The organism is Pseudomonas chlororaphis subsp. aurantiaca (assembly GCF_013466605.1).
Lineage (GTDB): Bacteria > Pseudomonadota > Gammaproteobacteria > Pseudomonadales > Pseudomonadaceae > Aquipseudomonas > Aquipseudomonas chlororaphis_I.
In genome coordinates, this window is sequence record NZ_CP059162.1 from 4,128,631 (window position 1) to 4,151,626 (window position 22,996).

Genomic DNA, 22,996 nt, shown 5'->3' on the forward strand with positions numbered 1-22,996 from the left:
ATACCTGTGGCTTGCCGATCGTCGATCGACAACGCCCAAGCCGGGCAGGTTCGGCCCGGCTGAATTAAAGAGGGGATTCGCTGTGCCGGCGGTTGACCTTGGCCATCGGCAGCGGCACCAGCTTGCCCATCGGCTCGCGGCGTACCTGGCGCACCGGGCGCAGGCCGACCACTATCTTGCGCGCCACCAGCAGGTAGAAGCCGCCGCCGGACAGTTGCCAGTCACCGGCCTTGCGCTCCCAACCGGCCAACCGAGCCTGCCAGGCCGCCGAGGCAAGCGGCGGACGATAGCACCCGAAGCGGCGTTTCTCCAGCGCGAAGCCCAGCAGGTTCAACCAGTCGGCGACCCGCGACGGCGAAATGCAGCGCGCCTTGCGCAAGGCGTCATGGGCGAACACATGCCGCAGGCCCCAACTGCTCCAGGGGTTGATACCGACGATCAACAGGTGCCCGCCCGGCCGCACGGCGCTGGCGGCTTCGCGCAGCAGGCCGTGGGGCGACAGGCAGAAATCCAGGCCGTGCTGCAACACCACCACATCGGTGGCGTGCTCGCTGAGCGGCCAGGCCTGCTCCTCGCAGACGATCTCGACGCCGGGCAACGGTGCGCCCAGGCGTACATTGCGCTGCACCTGGGGCGCCGCCGGCGGGGTTTGCGCCGACGGACCGTAATGCACCAGGTAACCGCCGAAGAAGCGCCCCAGCTCGTCGTCGAGCATGCGCCGTTCTTCATCCAGCAGAAATTGCCCCAGTGGCCCGGACAGCCACTCACGGGCGGCACTGATCAGGGCCAGCCAGTCAGGATCGGCCTGAGCGAACGCTTTATCGGTCATTGCATTCTCCAACCCGCCAAGAAGTTCTAAGATGCGCCAATGTTTTCCGCTTGGCGACTCCAACGATGATACAGATCAGTGCCCTGCCCGCGTTCACCGATAACTACATCTGGTTGTTACAGGACCATCGCCATCAGCGTTGCGCGGTAGTCGACCCGGGTGACGCCGCACCGGTACAGGCCTGGCTCGCCGAACATCCGGGCTGGGTGCTGAGCGACATCCTGGTGACCCATCACCACCACGACCATATCGGCGGTGTCGAACAGCTGAAAAAAGCCAGCGGCGCCAAGGTCTGGGGCCCGGCCAACGAAAACATCCCGGGGCGCGACGTGGCCCTGCACGACAACGACCGGGCCAGCATCCTTGGCTGGGACTTCGACATCTACACGGTGCCCGGGCACACCCTGGGGCATATTGCCTACTACCATCACGGCCTGCTGTTTTGCGGCGACACCCTGTTCGCCGCCGGGTGCGGGCGCCTGTTCGAGGGCACGCCAGAGCAGATGCACCACTCCCTGAGCCGCCTGGCCGCGCTGCCCGAAGACACCCTGGTGTACTGCACCCACGAATACACCCTGAGCAACCTGCGTTTTGCCCAGGCGGTGGAACCGGACAACCCGGACATCGCCGAGCGCCTGCGCAAAGTCAGCGAACTGCGGGAAAACGGCCGCATGACCCTGCCCTCCACCCTGGCCCTGGAAAAACTCACCAATCCCTTCCTGCGTACCGGTGAAACATCCGTTAAACAAAAAGCGGACGAACGGAATGGCCTCGATAACCGGGCCCAGAGTGCGGTTTTTGCTGCATTGCGGGCTTGGAAAGATAAGTTCTAAGCAGGTTGCCTGTTGGTACGAAAATTCTGAATGGTTGACCGCACCGGGTGCGCTTTCTAGAATCGCCCGACATTTTTGCCCGGAACTTACTTCCAGCCAATGTCGTCATCTATTCGTAAATCCATCAATTCAGACGCATTGACGCGCTTGGCTCAAGCCATCGCGGTGGCTGTGTCCGCCACTCTGGCGGGCTGCCAAAGCACGAGCCACGTCCCGCAAACCGACGCTTCGCACACCCAGAATTTCAACGCCCGCATCAAGCAGAAACCCATCTGGCTGAATGAAAAACCCAGCCCGCAATTGCCCCAGGACGTCTGGGAGCGCATGCGCGAAGGTTTCCAGTTGCAGGAAGGCATCAGCGTCAACCCGCGCATCGAACAGCAGCGCCTGTGGTTCGCCAGCAATCCGTCGTTTCTCGAGAATGCCAGCGAACGCGGCAGCCTCTATATCCATTACATCGTCGAGCGCCTTGAAGAACGCAACATGCCGCTGGAGCTGGCCCTGCTGCCAGTGATCGAGAGCGCCTACAACCCGATGGCCTATTCCCGGGCCGACGCGGTAGGCCTCTGGCAGTTCATCCCGTCCACCGGTCGTTCCTTCAACCTGCGCCAGACCCGCTTCTACGATGGCCGTCGCGATATCACCGCCTCGACCACCGCGGCCATGGATTACCTGACCCGCCTGCACGACATGTTCAACGGCGACTGGCTGCTGGCCCTGGCGGCCTACAACGCTGGCGAAGGCACGGTCAGCCGGGCCATCGAGCGCAACGAGAAGCTCGGCCTGCCCACCGACTACTGGAACCTGCCGCTGCCGTCGGAAACCCAGGCCTATGTGCCCAAGCTGCTGGCCCTGTCCCAGGTGGTCATGGCGCCCGAGGCCTATGGCGTGAACCTGAACCCGATCGCCAACGAACCCTACTTCCAGGTCGTCGAGATCAACCAGCGCATGGACCTGTCCAAGGTCGCCGCGGTGGCCAACATCGACGAGGACGAGCTGTTCCAGCTCAACCCGGCCTTCAAGCAGCGCACCACCATCGACGGTCCCCAGCATCTGCTGGTGCCGACGTCCAAGGCGCAATTGCTGAGCGCCAGCCTGTCGACCATGAAACCCGAGGAACTGATCAGCCAGCGTTCGCTCAAGCCGGTGTTCGAGGGTGCCGACAGTCGCGAAATGGCCCAGGCCAAGCGCAACTATCGGGTCAAGCGTGGCGATAACCTGTCGCAGATCGCCAAGGCCAACAAGGTCGACGTCAAGGACCTGCAACGCTGGAACAAGCTCAGCGGCAAGCAGCTCAAGGTCGGCCAGACCCTGGTCATGCAGGACACCAGGGCCAAGGCCAGTACCAAGACCCGCGCCAAGGCTTCCGGCAAGAAGACCCTGGTCGCCAGCGCCGACAAGAAGTCGACCCAGTACAAGGTCAAGCAAGGCGATTCGCTGTACATGGTGGCCAAGCGCTTCAACGTCGAGATGCAACACCTCAAGCGCTGGAATCCCCGCGCCGGCCAGGCCCTCAAGCCAGGCCAGATGCTGACTGTCTACCTGCCTCACTAACCCCCAGAACCCTATCTGTAGCCGCTGCCGCAGGCTGCGATAGGGCCGCAGGCCCTCCTGCGCCCTGAAGATCCCCACGACCGTACCGGTCGATCGCAGCCTGCGGCAGCGGCTACGGATTGCACTGTATCCAGCCGCGGGCAAATATCGTGGCCAGCCTGGGGCGACCTTTTTCCTGTCGATACAAGCTGTTACTGTACGGAGCACAAAGCCCAAGCCGCCTGGATCGGATCTCTGACTTGATGCGTCCCCTCCTCCTGTCCCTAATCAGTCTGGCCTTGAGCTTTCCCGCAAGCGCAACGATCACTGAAAGTCATGGTTACGCGCAGTTCGGCACGCTCAAGTACCCCGCCAAGTTCACCCATTACGACTGGGTCAACCCTGCCGCGCCCAAAGGCGGGACCTTGCGGGTCATGGCGTTTGGCACCTTCGATACCCTCAACCCCTACACCTTCAAGGGCAGCAGCCCGGTTTCCACGCCCAACTTCCTGCAATACGGGGTCAACGAGCTGAACGAGCCGCTGATGGTCGGCACCGGCCAGTACGCGCCGTCCGGCGACGAGCCGACTTCCAGCTACGGCCTGATCGCCCGCTCCGTCGAATACAGCGAAGACCGCAGCTGGGTGGTGTTCAACCTGCGCCCCGAGGCGCGTTTCCACGACGGCCACCCGATCACCGCCTACGATGTGGCGTTTTCCTACCGGCTGCTGCTCAAGGAAGGCCACCCGCAATACCGCACCAACCTGCAGGAAGTGCAGCGGGTGGACATCCTCGGCCCGCAGCGCATCCGCTTTGTCTTCAAGCGCTCCGGCAACCCGCTGCTGATCCTGCGCCTGGGCGAGTTGCCGGTGCTGCCGCAGCATTACTGGAAAGACCGCGACTTCAAGGCCACCACCTTCGAGCCGCCGCTGGGCAGCGGCCCCTACCGCATCACCCGGGTGCAACCGGGGCGCTCGCTGCTGTTCGAGCGGGTCAAGGACTACTGGGGCAAGGACCTGCCGGTCAATCGCGGCTTCAACAATTTCAACAAGGTCGCGGTGGAGTTCTACCGTGACAGCGACGTCGCCTTCGAAGCCTTCAAGGCCGGCGAGTTCGACATCTACATCGAACACCAGGCGAAGAACTGGGCCAACGGCTACAACTTCCCCGCGGTCAATCGCGGCGACATTATCAAGGCCCAGGTGGCGCACCAGATCCCGACCCAGACCCAGGGCCTGTTCATGAACAGCCGCCGGGCGCTCTTCGCCGACCGCAAGGTGCGTGAAGCCCTGGGCCTGATGTTCGATTTCGAGTGGACCAACCGCACCCTGTTCAGCGGCGCCTACAAGCGCGCGACCAGCTACTACCCCAACAGCGAGTTCTCCGCCACGGGCCTGCCGGTCGGCCATGAATGGCTGCTGCTCTCGCCCTACCGCGAGCAGTTGCCTGCCAGCCTGTTCACCCAGCCCTTCAGCCTGCCGCAGACCGACGGCCGCGGCATCCCGCGGGCGACCCTGCGCCAGGCCCTGGGCCTGCTCGCCGAAGCCGGCTGGAAGCTCAACGGCCAGCGCCTGCTCGACGCCAACGGGCAACCGCTGCGCTTCGAGTTGCTGCTGGTCAACCCGAACCTGGAACGGATCCTCCAGCCCTACGTCGAGAACCTGGCCAGCATCGGCATCGACGCGCGCCTGCGCACCGTGGACCGGGCGCAGTACAAGCAGCGCCTGGACCAGTTCGATTTCGACATGATCCTCATGACCCTGAGCCAGACCCTGAGCCCGGGCCTGGAGCAATGGCAGTACTTCCACTCCAGCCAGGTCGGGGTCAAGGGCAGCAAGAACTATGCAGGCATCGACAACCCCATCGTCGATCACCTGCTGGAACAATTGCTCGCCGCGCAGAGCCGCGACGAGCAACTGGCCGCCGGTCGGGCCCTGGATCGGGTGCTGCTGTGGCAGCACTACACCATCCCCAACTGGTACCTCAACTATCATCGCCTGGCGTACCGCAACCGGTTCGCCTTCGTCACCACGCCGCCCTACCAGCTGGGCCTGAGCGCCTGGTGGCTGAAGTCTCTGGAGAAAGCCCAATGATGCCCCTGCGTGCCCTGTTCCCGTGGGCCGGCGGCGTGCTGCTGACGGGAATCGCCTGCCTCGCCCAGGCCGCCCCGCAACACGCCCTGACCCTGTACAACGAACCGCCGAAGTACCCGGCGACCTTCAAGCACTTCGACTACGTCAACCCGGACGCGCCCAAGGGCGGTACCTTCCGCGAGTCCGGTTTCGGCGGCTTCGACAGCCTCAACCCGTTCATCAACAAAGGCGTGCCGGCGGACAATATCGGCCTGATCTACGACACCCTGATGCGCCAGAGCCTGGACGAACCCTTCACCGAGTACGGCCTGATCGCCGGGCAGATCGAGAAGGCCCCGGACAACAGCTGGGTGCGTTTCTACCTGCGCCCCGAGGCGCGTTTCCACGACGGCCATCCGATCCGCGCCGAAGACGTGGTGTTCAGCTTCCAGACCCTGATGAAGGCCGGCGCGCCGATGTACCGCGGCTACTACGCCGACGTCGAGGACGTGATCGCCGAAGACCCGCTCAAGGTGCTGTTCAAGTTCAAGCACAAGAACAACCGCGAGCTGCCGCTGATTCTCGGGCAGCTGTCGATACTGCCCAAGCACTGGTGGGAGCACCGCGACTTTTCCAAGGGCAACCTGGAAATCCCCCTCGGCAGCGGCCCGTACAAGGTGGTCGAGGTCAAGGCCGGACGCTCGGTGCGCTATGAGCGGGTCAAGGACTACTGGGGCAAGGACCTGCCGATCAACCGCGGCCAGTTCAACTTCGACGTCATGGCCACCGACTATTTCCGCGACAACACCGTGGCCCTGGAAGCCCTCAAGGCCGGCCAGTTCGACTACTGGCTGGAAACCAGCGCGAAGAACTGGGCCAACGCCTACAACATCCCGGCCGTGAGCGAAGGCCGGCTGATCAAGGAACAGATCCCCAACGGCAACCCCACCGGCATGCAGGGCTTCGTCTACAACATCCGCCGCCCGCTGTTCCAGGACGTGCGGGTGCGCAAGGCCCTGAGCCTGCTGCTGGACTTCGAGTGGACCAACAAGCAACTGTTCAACGGTGCCTACACCCGCACCCGCAGCTACTTCGAGAACTCGGAAATGGCCGCCACCGGCCTGCCCGACGCCGACGAACTGCAAATCCTCGAACCGCTGCGCGGGAAGATTCCCGACCAGGTCTTCAGCGAAGCCTTCCAGCCCTCGGTGTGCGATGGCAGCGGCATGATCCGCGCCCAGCAGCGCCAGGCCTACCAGCTGTTGCAGGAAGCCGGCTGGCGCATCGTCGACGACAAGATGGTCGACGCCCAGGGCAAGCCGGTGGTGATCGAGTTCCTGCTGGCCCAGACCGAGTTCGAGCGCGTATTGCTGCCGTTCAAGCGCAACCTCGCGGACCTCGGGATCGACCTGGTGATCCGCCGGGTCGACGTTTCCCAGTACATCAACCGCCTGCGCTCGCGGGACTTCGACATGGTGGTCGGCGGCTTCCCGCAATCGAGTTCGCCCGGCAACGAGCAGCGCGAATACTGGAAGTCCTCCAGCGCCGACAACCCCGGCAGCCGCAACTTCATCGGCCTCAAGGACCCGACCATCGATGCGCTGGTGGAAGACCTGATCAACGCCGACTCGCGCAAGAGCCTGGTGGCCCATGCCCGCGCCCTCGACCGGGTGCTGCAATGGGGCTACTACGTGATTCCCAACTGGCACATCAAGACCTGGCGCGTGGCCTACTGGGACCATATCGGCCACCCGAAGGTCTCGCCCAAATATGACATCGGCACCCAGACCTGGTGGATCAAGCCCGACGCCAAGCCGGCCGTGACCCCGGACACCCACTCGCAGGCCGCCCCCGCCGGCGTGGAGCAATAAGATGCTGGCCTACATTCTGCGGCGACTGCTGCTGATCATCCCGACCCTGTTCGGCATCCTGCTGATCAACTTCGTGATCATCCAGGCCGCCCCCGGCGGCCCGGTGGAACAGATGATTGCCAAGCTCGAGGGTTTCGAGGGCGCCACCAGCCGGATCGCCGGCGGCGGCGCCGAAGTCTCGGTGGCAGGTTCCAGCTACCGTGGCGCCCAGGGCCTGGACCCGGCCCTGGTCAAGGAAATCGAGAAGATGTACGGCTTCGACAAGTCGGCGCCGGAACGCCTGTGGATCATGATCAAGAACTACGCCACCCTGGATTTCGGCGACAGCTTCTTCCGCGACGCCAAGGTGGTCGACCTGATCCGCGAGAAACTCCCGGTGTCCATTTCCCTGGGGCTGTGGAGCACCCTGATCATGTACCTGGTGTCGATCCCCCTGGGGATCGCCAAGGCCACCCGCCACGGCAGCCATTTCGACGTCTGGACCAGCTCGGCGATCATCGTCGGCTACGCGATCCCAGCGTTCCTGTTCGCCATCCTGCTGATCGTGATGTTCGCCGGCGGCAGTTATTTCGACTGGTTCCCGCTGCGCGGCCTGACCTCGAACAACTTCGACCAGTTGAGCTGGGGCGGCAAGATCCTCGACTACTTCTGGCACCTGACCCTGCCGGTGACCGCCCTGGTGATCGGCAACTTCGCCACCATGACCCTGCTGACCAAGAACAGCTTCCTCGACGAGATCAACAAGCAGTACGTGATCACCGCCAGGGCCAAGGGCCTGACCAAGCGCCGCGTGCTCTACGGCCATGTGTTCCGCAACGCCATGCTGCTGGTGATCGCCGGTTTCCCCTCGGCCTTCATCGGCATCTTCTTTACCGGATCCTTGCTGGTGGAGGTGATCTTCTCCCTCGACGGCCTGGGCCTGATGAGCTTCGAGGCGGCGATCAACCGCGATTACCCGGTGGTGTTCGGCACCCTGTTCATCTTCACCCTGCTGGGGCTGGTGGTGAAACTGATCGGCGACCTGACCTACACCCTGGTCGACCCACGCATCGACTTCGAAAGCCGGGAGCATTGAGATGAACCTGTCCCCCCTCAATCGCCGGCGCTTCGAACTGTTCAAGGCCAACAAGCGCGGCTGGTGGTCGCTGTGGCTGTTCCTGATCCTGTTTGGCGCAAGCCTGGGCGCCGAGCTGATCGCCAACGACAAGCCGCTGGTGGTGCACTACGACGACAGCTGGTACTTCCCGGCGCTCAAGCGCTACCCGGAAACCACCTTCGGCGGCGAGTTCCCCCTGGAGGCCAACTACAAGAGCCCGTACATCCGCGAGCTGCTGGCGGCCAAGGACGCCTGGGTGCTGTGGGCGCCGATCCCGTTCAGCTACCAGAGCATCAACTACGACCTGAAAGTCCCGGCCCCCGCGCCGCCCTCGGCGGACAACCTGCTGGGCACCGACGACCAGGGCCGCGACGTGCTGGCGCGGGTGATCTACGGCTTCCGGGTGTCGGTGCTGTTCGCCCTGACCCTGACCATCCTCAGCTCGATCATCGGCGTCATCGCCGGGGCGTTGCAGGGCTTCTATGGCGGCTGGGTCGACCTGGCCGGGCAGCGTTTCCTGGAGATCTGGTCGGGGCTGCCGGTGCTGTACCTGCTGATCATCCTCGCCAGCTTCGTGCAGCCGAACTTCTGGTGGCTGCTGGGGATCATGCTGCTGTTCTCCTGGATGAGCCTGGTGGACGTGGTGCGCGCCGAGTTCCTGCGCGGGCGCAACCTGGAATACGTGCGCGCCGCCCGCGCCCTGGGCATGCAGAACGGCGCGATCATGTTCCGCCACATCCTGCCCAACGCCATGGTCTCGACCATGACCTTCATGCCGTTCATCCTCACCGGCGCCATCGGCACCCTGACCGCCCTCGACTTCCTCGGTTTCGGCCTGCCGCCCGGCGCGCCGTCCCTGGGTGAACTGGTGGCCCAGGGCAAATCCAACCTGCAGGCGCCGTGGCTGGGCATCAGTGCCTTTGCCGTGCTGGCGATCATGTTGAGCCTGCTGGTTTTCATCGGCGAGTCCGCTCGCGATGCCTTCGACCCGAGGAAATGAGATGAATCAGGACAATCTGATCGAAGTCCGCGACCTCGCCGTCGAATTTGTCGTCGGCGAGCACAAGCAACGGGTGGTCGAGGGCATCAGCTTCGACATCAAGCGCGGCGAAACCCTGGCCCTGGTGGGCGAAAGCGGCTCCGGCAAGTCGGTGACCGCGCACTCGATCCTGCGCCTGCTGCCCTACCCGCTGGCCCGTCATCCGTCCGGCACTATCCACTATGCCGGCCAGGATTTGCTGACCCAGAAAGAGAAGGCCATCCGCCATATCCGCGGTAACCGGATCGCGATGATCTTCCAGGAGCCCATGACCTCGCTCAACCCGCTGCACAGCATCGAGAAGCAGATCAACGAGGTACTGGGCCTGCACAAGGGCCTGACCGGCAAGGTCGCCACCCAGCGTACCCTGGAGCTGCTGGATCTGGTGGGCATCCCCGAGCCGCACAAGCGCCTCAAGGCCCTGCCCCACGAGCTGTCCGGCGGCCAGCGGCAACGGGTGATGATCGCCATGGCCCTGGCCAACGAGCCGGAACTGCTGATCGCCGACGAACCGACCACCGCCCTCGACGTCACCGTGCAACTGAAGATCCTCGAACTGCTCAAGGAGTTGCAGGCGCGCCTGGGGATGGCCTTGCTGCTGATCAGCCACGACCTCAACCTGGTCCGGCGCATCGCCCACCGCGTCTGCGTGATGCAGCGCGGCTGCATTGTCGAGCAGGCGCCCTGCGAAGAGCTGTTCCGCGCGCCGCAGCATCCCTACACCCGCGAACTGCTGGCGGCCGAGCCCAGCGGCAAGCCGGCGACCAATGTGGTCGGCCCGCCGCTGTTGCAGGTCGAGGACCTGAAGGTCTGGTTCCCGATCAAGAAAGGCCTGCTGCGCCACACCGTCGACCATGTAAAGGCGGTGGACGGCATCAACTTCAGCCTGCCCCAGGGCCAGACCCTGGGCATCGTCGGCGAAAGCGGCTCGGGCAAGTCCACCCTGGGCCTGGCGATCCTGCGGCTGATCGCCAGCAAGGGCGCCATCCGCTTCGAAGGCAAACAGCTGGACGGCCTGTCGCAGCGGCAGGTGCGGCCGTTGCGCCGGGAAATGCAGGTGGTGTTCCAGGACCCCTTCGGCAGCCTCAGCCCGCGCATGTGCGTGAGCCAGATCGTCGGCGAAGGCCTGCGCATCCACAAGATCGGCACCGCCGCCGAGCAGGAACAGGCAATCATCGAGGCGCTCAAGGAAGTCGGCCTGGACCCGGAAACCCGGCATCGCTACCCCCACGAGTTCTCCGGCGGCCAGCGCCAGCGCATCGCCATCGCCCGCGCCCTGGTGCTCAAGCCGGCGCTGATCCTGCTGGACGAGCCGACCTCGGCCCTCGACCGCACCGTACAGCGCCAGGTGGTGGAGCTGCTGCGCAAGCTGCAGGCCAAGTACAACCTGACCTACCTGTTCATCAGCCATGACCTGGCGGTGGTCAAGGCCCTGAGCCACCAGTTGATGGTGGTCAAGCATGGCCAGGTGGTGGAACAGGGCGACGCGCAGAACATCTTCGCCGCGCCGCAGCATCCCTACACCCGGCAGTTGCTGGAGGCCGCCTTCCTGGTGCCGACCGCCGAGTGACAGCCAGCCAATAAAAAACCGCCTGAGGGCGGTTTTTTATTGGCTGGACTTTCTCCCCGTCCAACCCACGCAGCTGTTTGATCAGCAGCTAGTCCTTTATCTGCGGTCCGAGGCCCGGCCTGTTCATGGACTTGTCGGCGTCCGCCAACAAGGTTTCCACATCGGCCGGCTGGGCCGGATCGAACTCGATCTGGCCGATGCTGAAGCAGATGTCGTAAATGCACTGCTGGGTGGCGGTGCGCTCGTCGAGGATGGCCTGCAGGCGGGCGATGATCGCCAGTTTTTCCACCCGTTCCGAGCCGGTCAGCAGTACCGCGAAACGCTGGTACTCCAGATGCCCGACCACGTCGCTCTCGCGAAAGGCGATGCGCAGGCCGTCGGCGAAGGTCTTGAGCGCCGCCTCGCCTTCTTCCGCCCCATAAGCGCGGGCGATGCGGTAGATATCGTCGAGGTCGAACAGCAGCAAGGTCGCGGGGCAGTTGAGGTCCTTGCAGGCCTGCAACGCATCGCCGGCCAGCACCGTAAAGCCGTGGGGGTTGGGCAGCAGGGTCAGTTTATCGAGGTTGGCTACCTGCACCGCGGCCAGCTCCTGCTCGGCCCGACGGTTCTGATCGCGCAACAGTTGCCGGGACGGGTCGTCCGCCTCCGGGGATGGCACCTGGTCCGGTGCCTGGACAGGCTTGTCTGGGGAAAACATCGCACACTCCATTGGCGGGTAACTCCTATAGAGCTTAGTTGCCGGGGCCTGCGACTGCCCCGTAACCAGCCCTCCCAGGGTGCCCCTGGCGTCAACTTCCGACCGCCGGACAGGGTCCGCCTGCCTCGGCCCAGCGTTTGAACTGGCTGACGAACATGTCGTGGGGCACCGGCACCGGCGCGCGGTTGCCACCGGGATTCCAGCCCCAGAGCACCAGCTTGTCTTCGCTGACATGCTTGATCAGCGCGGCAAAGTCGCGGTCGCCGTTGCTGGCCTTGTCCTTGATCACCTGGCACAGGCGGTCGGCCGGCAGGCCGATCCAGGCCATCTTGTGCGCCGCCGGCGGCAGGCTCCAGTGCGGCGCCCCCGGTGGCATGTGCGGACCATAGCTGGCCGGCGGGTTGCTTTCGCCATGGCAGGTGGCGCACGGCAGCCCCGCCGCGCCCTTGCCGTCCAGGCCACGGACCACGGCCATGGCGTGGGGCGTGCCGGCGTCGAACTGCAACGGCGCATCCCCAGGGATATGGCAGTTCTGGCAGCGCGGGCTCTGGAACACCTTCTGCACCGTCGCGAACGCCGCCAGCGCCGGTTCATCGGCGGCGAACAGGTCCGAGGCATAACCGCCCAGGCCGACCAGGATCAGCGAACCGAGGAACAGGTGGCGTTTCATCTCACACCCCCGCCAGTTGCAGCGGCAGCTCGCGCAGCCGCTGGCCGGTCAGGGCAAACACCGCGTTGGCCACCGCCGGCGCCGTGGGTGGCACACCCGTCTCGCCGATACCGCCGGGCTTATCGGTGCTGGCGACTATATGCACCTCGACCCGGGGCATCTCGTTCAGGCGCAACACCTGGAAGTCGTGATAGTTGGACTGCACCACCCGGCCGTCCTTGAAGGAAATGCGGCTGTGCAGGGCCATGCCCAGGCCGAAGGTGATGCCCGACTCCATCTGCGCGGCGATGCTCTGCGGGTTCACCGCGATGCCGCAATCCACCGCGCAGACCACCCGGTGCACGCGAATCTGCTCGGCCTCCTGGGACACCTCGGCCACCTGCGCCACGTAGCTGCCGAAGGACTCGTGCACCGCCACGCCCAAGGCATGCCCATTGGGCACGGGCTTGCCCCAGCCGGCCTTCTCCACCGCCAGGTTGAGCACACCCAGGTGCCGCGGATGATCCTTGAGCAGGATCCGGCGGTATTCCACCGGGTCCTTGCCCACCGCGTCGGCCATCTCGTCGATCAGAGACTCGACGACGAACGCGGTGTGGGTATGGCCCACGGAGCGCATCCACAGCACGGTGATGCCGGTCATCGGCGAATGCAGGTCGACCCGGTGGTTCGGCGTGCCCTTCAGGTAAGGCCCGTCCGCCAGGCCCTCCACCGAAGTGTTGTCGATGCCGTTCTTGACGAAGCTGGCCTCGAACGAGGTGCCGGCCATGATCGACTGCCCCACCAGCACATGCTGCCAGGCCAGCGGCAGACCCTTGGCATCCAGGCCGACCTGCGCCTGGTGCAGGAACGCCGAACGGAAGTAGCCGCCGCGCACGTCGTCTTCCCGCGACCAAACGGTTTTCACCGGGACTGCGGCGGCCTTGGCCACCTCCACCGCTTCGCTGACGAAGTCCGAGGTCGGGTTGGCCCGGCGGCCGAAACCGCCACCCAAAAATTGCGTATGGATCTGTACCTGTTCCGGCTTGAGCCCGGTGATCTTCGCCGCGACCATCTGGTCCAGGGTCTGGAACTGGGTGCCGGTCCAGATCTCGCATTTGTCGGCGCCGATGCGCACCGTGCAGTTGAGCGGCTCCATCGGCGCATGGGCCAGGTACGGCACGCTGTATTCGGCCTTGATCACCTGCGTTGCCTTGGCCATGTTCCCGGCCGCATCGCCGGCCTCGGCGGCCTTGGTCCCGGGGGTCAGCGCCAGCTCGCGAAAGCTCTGCATCAGGCTTTCGCTGCTCATGTTGGCGTTCGGCCCCAGGTCCCATTCGGCCTTGAGCGCATCGCGCCCCTGCTTGGCCGCCCAGTAATGCTCGGCGACCACCGCCACGCCCGTGGGCACCTGGAGCACCTTGATCACCCCGGGGACCGCCAGCGCCGCCTGGGGATCGAAGGACTTGAGCGTACCGCCGAACACCGGCGAACGCAGGACCACGGCGGTCAGCAGGCCGTCGAAATACATGTCCATGCCGAATTGCGCGCGGCCGGTGACTTTCTCCGGGGTGTCCAGGCGCTTGGTCGGCTTGCCGATCAGCCGCCAGTCCTTGGCTTCCTTCAAGCGCAGCGAATCCGGGTCCGGCACCGGCAGCTGCCCGGCGTCGTTGGCCAGGTCGCCGTAGCTCAGGCGCTGGTCGCCGGCCACCACCCAGCCCTGCTCGGTGTGCAGGGTCGAGGGTGCCACCTGCAGGCGCTTGGCCGCCGCTTCGATCAGCATCTGGCGCGCTGCGGCGCCGGCCTGGCGATAGCGGTCGAACTCCATCCAGGTCGAGGTCGAGCCGCCGGTGATCTGCATCCCGCCGAACGCCGGCAAGCCATACACCGCGGCGGCCGGCGCGTGCTTGACACGGATCCTCGACCAGTCGGCATCCAGCTCCTCGGCAATCAGCATCGACAGCCCGGTCCAGATGCCCTGGCCCATTTCCGAATGGCCGAGCACCACGGTGACCATGCCGTCCGGGGCGATGCGCAAGAACGCATTGGGCACGAACGCTTCGCTCGCCGCCCGGGCAAAACGATTGGCCCCCGGGATGACGAACGCCACCACCAGGCCACCGCCGAGCAGCGCCCCCCCTTTGAGAAATCCACGACGCGACGCAGTGATCATGCCTTGCCCTCTTTAATGCCGACTCAGCCGATTTCGGCGGCGCGTTTGACCGCCGCGCGGATCCTTGGGTAGGTGCCGCAGCGGCAGATATTGCCGGACAGCGCCTGGTCGATATCGCTGTCGGTGGGCGACGGGATCTTCGCCAGCAAGGCCGCGGCCGACATGATCTGCCCGGACTGGCAGTAACCGCACTGCACCACGTCCAGCTCGGCCCAGGCGCGCTGCACCGGGTGCGAGCCGTCCGTCGACAGGCCTTCGATGGTGAGGATCTTCTGCCCGTTGGCCACCGCCGCGGCCGGGGTCACGCAGGAACGCAGCGGCGCGCCGTCGACATGCACGGTGCAGGCGCCGCATTGCGCCATGCCGCAGCCGAACTTGGTGCCGGTCAGGTGCGCCACATCGCGCAGCACCCAGAGTAGCGGCATGTCCGCGGGCACCTCGAGTTGCTGGTCCTTGCCGTTGATATTGAGTGTCAGCATGCATAACTCCTCAGGCCGAGGGGGGACAGGATTCACGGGATCCTGGAGCGGCGCCGCTGTGGCCGAAGGCCTACGCGCGCCGCGAGGTTTTCCATACAGCTAAGCGCAGTTTGCCGAACAGGCCGGATTCTGCGACCGCCGGTCACGCCCAGCCGCCCTGGATGGGGCGGTCGGGCAATGAGCGCAGCATCAGAAATCAGTGGAAGCCGACAGCGCCCGCCAGGTCGCGGTTTCCTGCTCGACGTAGGCGTTCTTCGCCGCGATGGCGCCCAGGGTGTCGGTGCCCAGGGGCAGGCGCAGCGGCGGTTGCTTGGCTTCGACCAGGGCGATCATCGCCTGCGCCAGCTTGTCCGGGTCGCCCGGCTGCTGCTGGTTATAGGCCTTGGCCTGCTGGCGTACCTGGCCAACGGTGGCGGTGTAGTCGGCGATCGAGGCCGGCGACTCCAGCAACGAATTGCCATCGAGGAAGTCGGTGCGGAAGTAGCCCGGCTCGACCACCGTGACCTTCACGCCCAAAGGCGCCAGCTCGCTGTGCAGGGCTTCGCTCAAGCCTTCGACGGCGAACTTGGTCGAGCAGTAGACGCCGTAGCCCGGCCCCGACTGATAGCCGCCGATCGACGAGATATTGATCACATGGCCGCTGCGGGCGGCGCGCATGTGCGGCAGCACCCCGCGGGTGACATTCAGCAGGCCGAACACGTTGGTTTCATAGACCCGGCGGATCTCGTCGTCGCTGGCCTCTTCCACCGCGCCGAGCAGGCCGAAACCGGCGTTGTTGACCAGCACATCGATACGGCCGAAATGCTCGACGGCCATCTGCGCCACGTCGCGGGCCTGGGCCTCGTCGGTGACATCCAGTTGCGCCGCCAGCAGGCCCGGCTGCGCGCCGAAACGCTCGCTGATCGACTGGGCATTGCGCGCGGTGGCCACTACCGCATCGCCGTGGGCCAGGGCCGCGGCGGTGATTTTCGCGCCGATGCCACGGGAAGCCCCGGTGATCAGCCAGACACGTTTGAAAGGGGTTTGAACAGTCATGGGTCAGTACCTTGTAAGGAGTGGGTGAGCACAAGGTACGCAGGAACATTGGTGAGAAAAATGGCTCCGTGCTACAAGCACTATTAACTTCTCTTTCATAATAGCCTTGCAATGAACCAGGACCCTTTCGACGGCCTGACCGAGTTTCTCGCCGTCGCCGAACACAAGAGCTTCACCCTCGCCGCCAGCCAGCTGGGGGTGACCCCGACCGCCGTGAGCCATGCGGTAAAGACTCTGGAGCGGCGCACCGGGGTGCTGCTGTTCCAGCGCACCACCCGCCGCGTGGCCCTGACGGAAGCCGGCAGCAGCCTGTTCATCCGCCTGCGCCCGGCCGCCAGTGAAATCGGCGACGCCCTGGCGGTACTGGGCAGCTATCGCGACCGGCCGATGGGCACCTTGCGCCTGACCGCGCCACGGCTGTCCGGCAAGCTGCTGATCGAACCCCTGGTCTCGCGTTTTCGCGCGGCCTATCCCGACGTCAGGCTGGAGATTTCCCTGGACGATGCCACGGTCGACCTGGTCAGCGAGGGCTTCGATGCCGGTATCCGCCTGGGCGAGTCGATCGAAAAGGACATGGTCGCCGTGCGCCTGACCCCGGACCTGCAATGGTCGGTGGTGGGCTCCCCGGACTATTTCGCCCGGGCCGGCAGGCCGCAGACCCCGGAAGAGCTGACCCGGCACCAGGGCATCGGCTTTCGCTTCCTCACCTCGGGCACGACCCACCGCTGGGAGTTCCGGCGCAATGGACGGGATTTCACCGTCGGCGTCGAGGGTGCGCTGGTGGTCAACGATCGGCACTTGCTGGTCGCCATGGCGCGAGGCGGACAGGGGCTGGCCTACGCCTGCGACTTCGAGGTGGCCGACGACCTGGCCAACGGACGCCTGGAGTCTGTGCTGCAACCGTTCGTCCCGCTGAGTTCGGGCCTGTACCTGTACTTTCCCAGCCGCACCCAGAGCCAGCCGAAACTGCGCGCCTTCATCGACATGGCCAACGCCTGGGTGGCCGAGCAAGGGCGGCGATCCTGAGCCGGATGCGTGGGCTCGATACCGCTCCTCGCCCGGCTGCGCTTTGTCGATCTACGGCAGCCCCGGCCGCCCCCGGGCTGGCTACGCTTGCTCAAGCGTGGACCATCCGCCGAGGAGAACCGTCATGTCGCACATTCATCGCATCACCCCCTGCCTGTGGTTCGACCATCAGGCCGAAGCCGCCGCCCAGTTCTACTGTTCGGTCTTCGAGCACTCGCGCATCACCGCCCTCACCCACTACGGCAAGGCCGGCTTCGAGTTCCACGGCCGCCCGGAAGGCTCGGTGATGACCGTGTCCTTCGAGCTCGATGGCCAGACCTTCACCGGCCTCAACGGCGGCCCGGTATTCCAGTTCAACGAAGCGGTTTCGCTGCAGGTCAATTGCCAGAACCAGGGCGAAATCGATCATTTCTGGAACTCCCTGTCCTACGGCGGCGCCCCCCAGGCCCAGCAGTGCGGCTGGCTCAAGGACAAGTTCGGGCTGTCCTGGCAGATCGTACCCTGCGCGCTGAACCACTGGATGACCGACCCCGACACGGCCAAGTCGCAGCGGGTGATGCAGGCCCTGCTGCAGATGAAAAAACTCGATATCGCCGCGCTGGAGCGAGCCTTCGCCGGCGAGACCTAATACACTCGCAGGCCGACGCTTGCCGATGGGATACCTTTGATGAAGCCGAGCTTGAGCCATAGCCTCGATACCGCCCCACAGTTCTGGCGCGATGCGGCGCTGCCCTTTATCGAGGCCCGCTCGATCGCCGACGGGCGCAAGGTCTGTTACGCCCGGCATGCCCACGAGCACTTCTCCATCGGCGCCATCACCGCCGGGCACAGCACCTACCTGCATGAGCAGGCGCGGTTTCGCATCGGCGCCGGCACCGTGGTGCTGATGAACCCCGGCGAAGTGCACGCCTGCAACCCCATCGACGACCAGCCCTGGTCGTATCTCATGCTCTATGTCGATACCTCCTGGCTGACCGATCTGCAGCACCAGCTGGGGTTCAGCCAGGACCTGGGCTTTCGCGCCTTTTCCACGCCCCACAGCGACGACCCCGAGCTCTATGCCGGGCTCAACCGCCTGTATGAGGTGCTGGTGGACGAACAGGCCGAGGTCCTGCAAAAACACAGCGCCACGGTGGCATTTTTCAGCGACCTGCAACAGCGCCTGAACCCGGCCAGCCGGCCACCGCGCGAAAGCAACCAGAAACTGCAACGGGCCGCCGACTACATTCGCCAACACTGCACCCGTTCGCTGAAGCTGGAGGAAATCTGCCAGGCCGCCGAGCTGTCGCCCTCCTACCTGATCCGCGCCTTCAAGCAGCATTACGGTATGACGCCCCACGCCTTCGTGGTCAACCAGCGGGTGCAGTTCGCCCAGACCCGGCTGCGTGACGGCGAGCCGATCGCCGACGTGGCCCTGGAAGCCGGCTTCGCCGACCAGGCGCATTTCCAGCGCGCGTTCAAGCAGCATCTGGCGGCGACGCCGGGGCAATATCGCGGGTGATTCATCACAGCCCGCAAACCGCTTCTGTAGGAGCGAGCGGGCGGCGATCCGACTTGCCCGCGATGGCCACGACACGAAATGCCTGACACACCGCGACAACGCCCACGCCAATGCTCAAGGCAACAACAGATACACCGCGCTCGCCATCAGCAGCGCCGCCATGCTGCGGTTGAACAGGCGCATGCCCTTGGGGTTGCTCAGGTACTGGCGCAAAAACGTCCCGGCGTAGGCCCAGCAGGCAATCGACAGGTAGCAGATCACGAAGTACACCAGCGCGAACTGCCACACCAGCAGCGCCTCGCCATTGGCGGCAAACGCGCCCATGCCGGCGACGCAGGCCAGCCAGGCCTTGGGGTTGAGCCATTGCATGATCGCGCCGTACCAGGCCGACGGCGCCTTGGCATGGCCATCGCTGCCCAGCCGGCCGTCGTCCACCGCCAGCTTCCAGGCCATGAACAGCAGGAAGGCCACCCCGAACAACTGGATGCCGCGGGTCAGGAACGGCCACAGCCGCAACAGCTCATGCAGGCCCAGGCCGATCAGCACCAGCAACAGGACAAAACCCAGGGTCGCGCCACCGACATGCCGCAAGCTGGCGCGAAAGCCGAACTGCGCGCCGGAACTCAAGGCCACGATATTGACCGGGCCGGGAGTAATCGAAGAGGCTAGCGCGAAGGCCGCCATGGAAAACACTACGCTCATCACACACCTTCAAAGGATCAATCGGAGAGTCCGGTGACCAAGGTAAGTGCGCAGGCTGACCAGTGTATTGAAGAAAAATACCCCTCTCGCGTACGGACGAACCCTATGCCCGATGCTCCCCCTTCCGCGACCACCCTCACCGCCCGCCTGCTGTTGCGCACGCCAACGGCCGCCGACCTGGACGTCACCCACCTGATCCACAGCGACCCGCGGACCCAGCGCTACAACCCGGCAGGTCCCGACAGCCGCGAGAGCTGCCAGCACCGGCTGCAGGGCTGGATACAACACTGGCAGGACCAGGGTTTCGGCTATTGGGTGGTCTGCGACCGCGCTCAACCCGGACGGGTGCTGGGGCTCGGTGGCGTCATGCACAGCCGCTTCGGCGAGCGCAGCGGGCTGAACCTGTACTTTCGCTTCGCCGTCGAGGCCTGGGGCCAGGGTTACGCCAGCGAAATGGCCGGCGCCGCGCTGCACCTGGCGTTCCGCGTGCTGGGCAAGGAACAGGTGATCGGCCTGGTACGCCCCGACAACCTGCCGTCGCGCCGCGCCCTCGAGCGCCTGGGCCTGACCCGCGACGGCGAACTGGACGACTTCCCCGGCCTGGCCCCCAGCTTGCTGTACAGCCTCAGCGCCGAACACTACTTCGCGGCCAAGGCCACCTCGCCCACCGACATCGCACGGAGCCTGGAACCATGAGCCAGATCGAACTGCACCCGGCCCAGCGCGACGAGCTGCAATGCATCGAAAACCTGATGCAGTTCTACCTGTACGAACTCAGCGAGTGGTTGCCGCTCAAGCTCGGCCGCCACGGTCTGTTCGAGATCGGCCCGTTGCTCGAATACTGGCGCGAGGCGGCCACGCGCCCCTACCTGATCCGGGTCGATGGCGAACTGGCAGGTTTCGCCACGGTGGACGACAAGGTGAAACTGGCCGAGGTGCAGTACAACCTCGCCTACTTCTTCGTGGCCCGGCGCTTTCGCGGTCGCGGCATCGGCCGGCAGGTGGTGAGGCAACTGCTGGAACAGCTGCCCGGACACTGGCAGATCGTCCACATCGACGACAACCGGCCGGCCCGGGATTTCTGGGCCCGGATCATTCCCGAGCTCACCGGCGACGCCTACAGTTGTCATCCGATCACGGCGGACGGCTATCCCTGCACCCTGTATAAATTCCACGTCCCGACATCGCCCGGGCGATGATCAAGGGGGCGATCATCAACAGCCTCGCCCACCGCACAAGGACCGCCCCGGCATGGACTCAATGAGCCTTCTGGACACCGAGCACTGGCGCATCAGCTATCGCCGCGATGCTCGCCACCCGGGCAGCCTGATCGTCGCCTCGCGAAGCGACGCCCGCGACCTCGCCAAAACGGACGCTGACACCCGCAGAACAGCTCGAGCAGACGCGGCAGGTCGAGCGCCTGCGCCAGCGGCTGGCGAGCTTGAATTGAACCCCGGAAACCTTGCCTTACCCACGGAAACTACCGTTCCAGAACCATCCAGTTATTTTTTCGATGCATCGAAAAATATCACGCGTGAGTCATTGAGCCGTAACAAAATCCCCTGTAATGTTCTCACGCGTGATACGTGCACAACGGAGTCACCCCATGAAAAAGACCCTCCCGGCCAGTCAGCCTGCTGACCTACCGGCTTCCTCAGAGAGTCGACAAGGAGAGCGCTCGAAACCTTCCAGCAACAAGGCCTCCAGCAACAAGGCCTCCAGCAACAGGGCCCCCAGCAGCAAGGCTTCCGCCAAGAAGCCGTCGAGCTTCTATATGAAGCAGATGCGCGCGGGCCTGAGTGCCGCTGGTTATGTGAAACACGAAACCTGGGTACTTCCGGAAAACCGGAGCGTGCTCAAGCACATTGAGAAGAAGCTGCGCCAACCCCTGATCGGCGGCGCACCGGTATTGGAGAATGACATGATCGCAGGTGAGAACTGGACCATCGACCGCCTCTTCAGCGCCTTGCAGGCCCTGGACGAAGTGACCTCGAACGAAATCGGCCTGAGCCTGATTCAAGGCGCCGAGCCAAGCATCAAGCTGGAAATGCACGACTTCGGCGGCCTGCCGATCTACATCGCGGTGGTCGGCGAGCAGATCATCGTCGACACCGTGCTGGTGGACCTGGAGTCGATCAACGACGTCGCCCGCTTCAATGACGCGGTGCTGCGCAGCCGGGAGATGTTCCCCCTGTCCTCGATCGGCATCGAGTCCATGCCCAACGGCCAGACCGTCTACAACATGTTCGGCGCCCTGAGCGCCAGCTCGAACCTGACCAACGTGGTGACCGAGGTCAAGACCCTGGTGGACAACGTCCAACGCGCCACCGAAGCCTTCGAAAGCTTCTTCAACTGATTGCCGAGAATCCGGAGTACGCCTATATGACTCAGTCCATCTGGAACAAACTGTTCACCGCCCTGCGCGGCGGCGCCAACGAAGTCGGCGAAAGCATCGCCGACCAGCAGGCCCTGCGCATCCTCGACCAGGAAATCCGCGACGCCGACAACGCGCTGTCCAACGCCAAGCGCGAGTTGGTCACCATCATGGCCAAGCACAAGCTGTCCACTGAGCGGGTCAGCGAATTCACCGCGAAGATCGCCGACCTGGAATCCAAGGCCCTCGCCTCGCTGCAGGCCAACCGCGAAGACCTGGCCCTGGAAGTCGCCGAAGCCATCTCGACCCTGACCACCGGCCTGGAAGCGGAGCAGAAGCAAGCCAGCGAATTCGGCGCCTACGCCGAGAATATGCGCAAGGACATCGGCAAGGCCGAAGCGCGCATCCGCAGCCTGCGCCAGCAAGTAGACATGGCCAAAGCCCGGGAAAGCGTGCAGAAGGCCCAGGTCAGCGCCTCGATCGCCAGCGGCGGCGCCAACGGCAAGCTGGAAACCGCGGTCAACACCCTGAACCGCCTGCAGGCCCGCCAGGATCAGCGCGCGGCGGAAATGGAAGCCCAGGAGCAACTGGCCGATGCGAGCAACGGCAACGACCTGGAACGCCGCCTGCGCGAAGCCAACATCGTGCCGGACCAGGGCAGCGCCAACGCCATCCTCGAGCGACTGAAGAAACAGAAGTCGGCCGAGTAAGGCCCCTCCTGTAGCCGCTGCCGCAGGCTGCGTACGACTGCGCAGCAGTCGCAAGGCCAGGCGGCGCGGCACTTCAGAAAGGCTGCGCACTCAGGTTTCGCCACCGCTGCGTCGGAATGCCGCCCAAGCCGATCGCAGGCTTCGCCAGCGGCTACCCGCAATGCCCTTTTTCTGGCCTTATGGGAGGGCCTCGATGGCAGTTGCAAACGGTTTCAAGACCCTGGCGGGCCTGGCCCTGGTGATGATCGCCGTGCAGGTGCTCAACAGCCTGAGCGGCTACAGCCTGAATCTCTTCGGCCTGATCCCGCGTACCCTGCAGGGTTTGCCGGGGATACTCACCTCGCCCTTTCTCCACGGCTCCTTTACCCACCTGACCGCCAACCTGGTGCCCTTGCTGATCCTCGGCGCCATGGTGATCGCCGAAGGCCAGCGGCGCTTCGTGGTGGCCAGCCTGATCATCATCCTGCTCGGCGGCGCGCTGGTCTGGCTGTTCGGCTTCAGGGGCATCCATGTCGGCGCCAGCGCCTGGGTCTTCGGCCTGTGGGCCTACATCCTCACCCGCGCCTGGTTGCTGCGCAGTTGGAGCAGCCTGCTGGCCGCTGCGGTGACGATGTTTCTGTATTCCGGCCTGGTCCTGGGGTTCCTGCCACGGGCCGGGGTTTCCTTCGAGGGGCACATCTTTGGCGCCTTCGCGGGGTTCATCGCAGCAAAAATGCTTTTATCCGGCGCCAAGCCGATGTCTAATGCCGCGCGGCAATGAGCCATGCCTTGCCCGGACACGGCGCGCTGCATCACGGATAGATCAGTTCA

22 protein-coding genes are annotated in these 22,996 nt (G+C 64.8%); 15 read left to right on the top strand and 7 right to left on the bottom strand.

Annotation, left to right across the window (positions count from 1 at the left end):
* Positions 1-64 precede the first annotated feature (64 nt).
* A complete protein-coding gene (locus H0I86_RS18555; protein ID WP_180921619.1) occupies positions 65-829 on the bottom strand; it encodes a methyltransferase domain-containing protein in 765 nt (254 codons plus the stop codon).
* 65 nt (positions 830-894) lie between these two features.
* Between H0I86_RS18555 and gloB the strand changes: the two genes are divergently transcribed.
* The 7 genes from gloB (at position 895) to H0I86_RS18590 (ending at position 10,843) form a co-directional block, all read left to right on the top strand.
* Positions 895-1,662 (top strand): hydroxyacylglutathione hydrolase, encoded by a 768-nt coding sequence (gloB, locus tag H0I86_RS18560; RefSeq protein WP_180921620.1) that lies wholly within the window; start codon positions 895-897, stop codon positions 1,660-1,662.
* A 99-nt stretch (positions 1,663-1,761) separates the two neighbouring features.
* Positions 1,762-3,216, top strand: coding sequence for a transglycosylase SLT domain-containing protein (locus H0I86_RS18565; RefSeq protein ID WP_180921621.1), 1,455 nt, complete (start codon positions 1,762-1,764; stop codon positions 3,214-3,216).
* Positions 3,217-3,458: 242 nt separating this feature from the next.
* Positions 3,459-5,288: an extracellular solute-binding protein gene (locus H0I86_RS18570; protein ID WP_180921622.1), complete on the top strand. Its 1,830-nt coding sequence runs from the start codon at positions 3,459-3,461 to the stop codon at positions 5,286-5,288.
* The gene (locus H0I86_RS18575) at positions 5,285-7,138 is read left to right on the top strand and encodes an extracellular solute-binding protein (protein ID WP_180921623.1); all 1,854 of its coding nucleotides are present in this window, start codon (positions 5,285-5,287) and stop codon (positions 7,136-7,138) included. The genes H0I86_RS18570 and H0I86_RS18575 overlap by 4 nt, the downstream gene beginning before the upstream one ends.
* Position 7,139: 1 nt before the next feature.
* Positions 7,140-8,213 (top strand): microcin C ABC transporter permease YejB, encoded by a 1,074-nt coding sequence (locus H0I86_RS18580; RefSeq protein ID WP_009048701.1) that lies wholly within the window; start codon positions 7,140-7,142, stop codon positions 8,211-8,213.
* 1 nt (position 8,214) lies between these two features.
* A complete protein-coding gene (locus H0I86_RS18585; protein ID WP_180921624.1) occupies positions 8,215-9,234 on the top strand; it encodes an ABC transporter permease in 1,020 nt (339 codons plus the stop codon).
* Position 9,235: 1 nt separating this feature from the next.
* Positions 9,236-10,843: an ABC transporter ATP-binding protein gene (locus H0I86_RS18590; RefSeq protein WP_180921625.1), complete on the top strand. Its 1,608-nt coding sequence runs from the start codon at positions 9,236-9,238 to the stop codon at positions 10,841-10,843.
* Between the two features lie 88 nt (positions 10,844-10,931).
* Here the strand turns inward: H0I86_RS18590 and H0I86_RS18595 are convergent, their stop codons facing one another.
* The 5 genes from H0I86_RS18595 to H0I86_RS18615 form a co-directional block, all read right to left on the bottom strand.
* The gene (locus H0I86_RS18595; protein ID WP_180921626.1) at positions 10,932-11,540 is read right to left on the bottom strand and encodes a GGDEF domain-containing protein; all 609 of its coding nucleotides are present in this window, start codon (positions 11,538-11,540) and stop codon (positions 10,932-10,934) included.
* Positions 11,541-11,631: 91 nt separating this feature from the next.
* A complete protein-coding gene (locus tag H0I86_RS18600; RefSeq protein WP_180921627.1) occupies positions 11,632-12,210 on the bottom strand; it encodes a hypothetical protein in 579 nt (192 codons plus the stop codon).
* A gap of 1 nt (position 12,211) precedes the next feature.
* Complete coding sequence (locus H0I86_RS18605) at positions 12,212-14,359, bottom strand: xanthine dehydrogenase family protein molybdopterin-binding subunit (RefSeq protein WP_180921628.1); 2,148 nt, start codon at positions 14,357-14,359, stop codon at positions 12,212-12,214.
* A 23-nt stretch (positions 14,360-14,382) separates the two neighbouring features.
* A complete protein-coding gene (locus tag H0I86_RS18610) occupies positions 14,383-14,838 on the bottom strand; it encodes a (2Fe-2S)-binding protein (protein ID WP_009048695.1) in 456 nt (151 codons plus the stop codon).
* Positions 14,839-15,027: 189 nt separating this feature from the next.
* Positions 15,028-15,873 carry an oxidoreductase gene (locus H0I86_RS18615; RefSeq protein ID WP_180921629.1) on the bottom strand — a complete coding sequence of 282 codons (846 nt, stop codon included), beginning with the start codon at positions 15,871-15,873 and terminating at the stop codon, positions 15,028-15,030.
* Positions 15,874-15,984: 111 nt separating this feature from the next.
* Between H0I86_RS18615 and H0I86_RS18620 the strand changes: the two genes are divergently transcribed.
* The 3 genes from H0I86_RS18620 to H0I86_RS18630 all read left to right on the top strand — a co-directional run bounded on the left by H0I86_RS18620 (position 15,985) and on the right by H0I86_RS18630 (position 18,400).
* On the top strand, positions 15,985-16,899 hold the full coding sequence (locus H0I86_RS18620) for a LysR family transcriptional regulator (RefSeq protein ID WP_180921630.1): 915 nt from the start codon (positions 15,985-15,987) through the stop codon (positions 16,897-16,899).
* Positions 16,900-17,023: 124 nt separating this feature from the next.
* Positions 17,024-17,527, top strand: a complete 504-nt coding sequence (locus tag H0I86_RS18625; RefSeq protein WP_180921631.1) for a VOC family protein — start codon at positions 17,024-17,026, stop codon at positions 17,525-17,527.
* A gap of 39 nt (positions 17,528-17,566) precedes the next feature.
* Positions 17,567-18,400, top strand: a complete 834-nt coding sequence (locus H0I86_RS18630; protein ID WP_180921632.1) for an AraC family transcriptional regulator — start codon at positions 17,567-17,569, stop codon at positions 18,398-18,400.
* 114 nt (positions 18,401-18,514) lie between these two features.
* Here the strand turns inward: H0I86_RS18630 and H0I86_RS18635 are convergent, their stop codons facing one another.
* On the bottom strand, positions 18,515-19,102 hold the full coding sequence (locus tag H0I86_RS18635; protein WP_180921633.1) for a LysE family translocator: 588 nt from the start codon (positions 19,100-19,102) through the stop codon (positions 18,515-18,517).
* Positions 19,103-19,207: 105 nt separating this feature from the next.
* Between H0I86_RS18635 and H0I86_RS18640 the strand changes: the two genes are divergently transcribed.
* From H0I86_RS18640 to H0I86_RS18660, 5 genes are all read left to right on the top strand, one after another.
* Complete coding sequence (locus H0I86_RS18640; RefSeq protein ID WP_180921634.1) at positions 19,208-19,798, top strand: GNAT family N-acetyltransferase; 591 nt, start codon at positions 19,208-19,210, stop codon at positions 19,796-19,798.
* Entirely contained in the window at positions 19,795-20,301 is a 507-nt protein-coding gene (locus H0I86_RS18645) for a GNAT family N-acetyltransferase (RefSeq protein ID WP_180921635.1), read from the top strand. Before H0I86_RS18640 ends, H0I86_RS18645 begins: the two co-directional genes overlap by 4 nt.
* 407 nt (positions 20,302-20,708) lie before the next feature.
* Positions 20,709-21,458, top strand: coding sequence for a YjfI family protein (locus tag H0I86_RS18650; RefSeq protein ID WP_373369364.1), 750 nt, complete (start codon positions 20,709-20,711; stop codon positions 21,456-21,458).
* Positions 21,459-21,484: 26 nt separating this feature from the next.
* Positions 21,485-22,186 carry a PspA/IM30 family protein gene (locus H0I86_RS18655; protein WP_009048686.1) on the top strand — a complete coding sequence of 234 codons (702 nt, stop codon included), beginning with the start codon at positions 21,485-21,487 and terminating at the stop codon, positions 22,184-22,186.
* Positions 22,187-22,379: 193 nt separating this feature from the next.
* Positions 22,380-22,946, top strand: coding sequence for a rhomboid family intramembrane serine protease (locus H0I86_RS18660; RefSeq protein WP_028682286.1), 567 nt, complete (start codon positions 22,380-22,382; stop codon positions 22,944-22,946).
* Positions 22,947-22,996: the final 50 nt, after the last annotated feature.

Excerpts from the sequence above, each read along its gene's own strand:
- H0I86_RS18555 (WP_180921619.1), bottom strand. The coding sequence starts at position 829 with ATGACCGATAAAGCGTTCGCTCAGGCCGATCCTGACTGGCTGGCCCTG.
- gloB (WP_180921620.1), top strand. The coding sequence starts at position 895 with ATGATACAGATCAGTGCCCTGCCCGCGTTCACCGATAACTACATCTGG.
- H0I86_RS18565 (WP_180921621.1), top strand. The coding sequence starts at position 1,762 with ATGTCGTCATCTATTCGTAAATCCATCAATTCAGACGCATTGACGCGC.
- H0I86_RS18570 (WP_180921622.1), top strand. The coding sequence starts at position 3,459 with ATGCGTCCCCTCCTCCTGTCCCTAATCAGTCTGGCCTTGAGCTTTCCC.
- H0I86_RS18575 (WP_180921623.1), top strand. The coding sequence starts at position 5,285 with ATGATGCCCCTGCGTGCCCTGTTCCCGTGGGCCGGCGGCGTGCTGCTG.
- H0I86_RS18580 (WP_009048701.1), top strand. The coding sequence starts at position 7,140 with ATGCTGGCCTACATTCTGCGGCGACTGCTGCTGATCATCCCGACCCTG.
- H0I86_RS18585 (WP_180921624.1), top strand. The coding sequence starts at position 8,215 with ATGAACCTGTCCCCCCTCAATCGCCGGCGCTTCGAACTGTTCAAGGCC.
- H0I86_RS18590 (WP_180921625.1), top strand. The coding sequence starts at position 9,236 with ATGAATCAGGACAATCTGATCGAAGTCCGCGACCTCGCCGTCGAATTT.
- H0I86_RS18595 (WP_180921626.1), bottom strand. The coding sequence starts at position 11,540 with ATGTTTTCCCCAGACAAGCCTGTCCAGGCACCGGACCAGGTGCCATCC.
- H0I86_RS18600 (WP_180921627.1), bottom strand. The coding sequence starts at position 12,210 with ATGAAACGCCACCTGTTCCTCGGTTCGCTGATCCTGGTCGGCCTGGGC.
- H0I86_RS18605 (WP_180921628.1), bottom strand. The coding sequence starts at position 14,359 with ATGATCACTGCGTCGCGTCGTGGATTTCTCAAAGGGGGGGCGCTGCTC.
- H0I86_RS18610 (WP_009048695.1), bottom strand. The coding sequence starts at position 14,838 with ATGCTGACACTCAATATCAACGGCAAGGACCAGCAACTCGAGGTGCCC.
- H0I86_RS18615 (WP_180921629.1), bottom strand. The coding sequence starts at position 15,873 with ATGACTGTTCAAACCCCTTTCAAACGTGTCTGGCTGATCACCGGGGCT.
- H0I86_RS18620 (WP_180921630.1), top strand. The coding sequence starts at position 15,985 with ATGAACCAGGACCCTTTCGACGGCCTGACCGAGTTTCTCGCCGTCGCC.
- H0I86_RS18625 (WP_180921631.1), top strand. The coding sequence starts at position 17,024 with ATGTCGCACATTCATCGCATCACCCCCTGCCTGTGGTTCGACCATCAG.
- H0I86_RS18630 (WP_180921632.1), top strand. The coding sequence starts at position 17,567 with ATGAAGCCGAGCTTGAGCCATAGCCTCGATACCGCCCCACAGTTCTGG.
- H0I86_RS18635 (WP_180921633.1), bottom strand. The coding sequence starts at position 19,102 with ATGAGCGTAGTGTTTTCCATGGCGGCCTTCGCGCTAGCCTCTTCGATT.
- H0I86_RS18640 (WP_180921634.1), top strand. The coding sequence starts at position 19,208 with ATGCCCGATGCTCCCCCTTCCGCGACCACCCTCACCGCCCGCCTGCTG.
- H0I86_RS18645 (WP_180921635.1), top strand. The coding sequence starts at position 19,795 with ATGAGCCAGATCGAACTGCACCCGGCCCAGCGCGACGAGCTGCAATGC.
- H0I86_RS18650 (WP_373369364.1), top strand. The coding sequence starts at position 20,709 with ATGAAAAAGACCCTCCCGGCCAGTCAGCCTGCTGACCTACCGGCTTCC.
- H0I86_RS18655 (WP_009048686.1), top strand. The coding sequence starts at position 21,485 with ATGACTCAGTCCATCTGGAACAAACTGTTCACCGCCCTGCGCGGCGGC.
- H0I86_RS18660 (WP_028682286.1), top strand. The coding sequence starts at position 22,380 with ATGGCAGTTGCAAACGGTTTCAAGACCCTGGCGGGCCTGGCCCTGGTG.